The following is a 1,416-nucleotide window of genomic DNA, read 5'->3' as shown; positions in this document are numbered from 1 at the left end:
TCATGGTTAATCAACTCTTATGATGGAATGGTGGGGCATTATTATTGCACGAAATTCCTCATGACGACACCATCTAGGATTACATAATATAAATGGCTCAATTTATTTTGATAAGTTGTATAAAAGTATTTTGGGCTTATTAGTAAAGTTATATATGATTTATAAAGTTAATTTTGGTTTGGGGAAGACAGCGTGAAATTAAGACTCGGCTATATTGTGCTGGCAATGCTATTGACAGGATGTGCAGACCAAGAAATTCATCAGTCAGGAGTTAGTAAGCAACTAACAGCAAAACGCTTGCTCGGTAACAATAACGTTGTTTCTAGTTCCCGTAAATTTATGGCTAGATCTGAATCAACACCATTTGATCGTTTTATTGAGCAGGCTGCAAGACGTTATGGTGTTGATGAAACGCTTATTAAAGCGATTATTCGGGTGGAATCTGGTTTTCGTCCAGAAGTCGTCAGTAAATCCAATGCTGTTGGTCTAATGCAAATCAAGGCATCTACAGCAGGGCGAGATGCTTATCGAATAAAAGGAAAATCGGGGCAGCCAACTATGCGTGAGTTGAAAGATCCAGAAACCAACATTGATCTTGGAACCGCCTACATTAGCATCCTGAAAAAGCAGCATCTGGAAGGTATCACTAATCCTGAAACGATGTACTATGCGATGATAGTCGCTTATGTTAATGGTGCAGGAGCACTATTGAGTACATTTGATTCAAACAGGACTTTGGCAATCAATAAAATTAATCGAATGACGCCAAATGAGTTTTATCAATATGTTCAGAATAATCATCCCGCACCACAGGCTCCTCGTTATTTATGGAAAGTAAAAAATGCCTACCGCGATTTGGATATCATTGATAATTGATATTGGTTAATCAATAGATTACACGGTAACTTTTTATTGTATGTTTTCACTCAATCATTTGCGCAGGGAAATTCCCAAGATTTAGTTAATGAAAAAGATCACTATATAGAACGTGGAATGTATGGTAAGAAAAGTTTAAAAAATCATCCAATATCAATGCAGATATCATCAGACTTATAAGAGAAAACGTTGTGTATTAGATATCAGGTTGAATCCAGATGGCGTATATTTCAACAGCATTTTACTTAATTTTCTACCGTAATAATTATTAGATATTTTAGGTAGTTCAAGATGGCTGAATATCACGTTAAACTATTTTAACACTTACTCAGTGTGATAGTATGGTGAATGAGTTAGGGCAAATGTACTGGGTACTTTAAAAAACTATGTACTTAATCGAGTACACATCTTGCGGAGTGAAGCAAGAGTTTGTTCTTAACGTATTGAATTCTTAAATTAAAATATTTCATACAAGTGATCTTTCGTGTAAGCCATTATAGCAGTTTCATCCCGTTTCAATCTGTTCCAGTTAACCCATGT

The 1,416-nt window shown here is 35.6% G+C and carries 1 protein-coding gene; it reads left to right on the top strand.

Annotated elements, in window-relative coordinates:
- The first annotated feature begins 192 nt into the window (after positions 1-192).
- Entirely contained in the window at positions 193-876 is a 684-nt protein-coding gene (locus tag NXS07_RS20035; RefSeq protein WP_038206270.1) for a transglycosylase SLT domain-containing protein, read from the top strand.
- Positions 877-1,416: the final 540 nt, after the last annotated feature.

The sequence above is a fragment of the Xenorhabdus bovienii genome (assembly GCF_024721015.1).
Classification (GTDB): Bacteria; Pseudomonadota; Gammaproteobacteria; order Enterobacterales; family Enterobacteriaceae; genus Xenorhabdus; species Xenorhabdus bovienii.
Note: the sequence above shows the minus strand (reverse complement) of the source record. Positions and strands in the feature narration are given on the sequence as shown.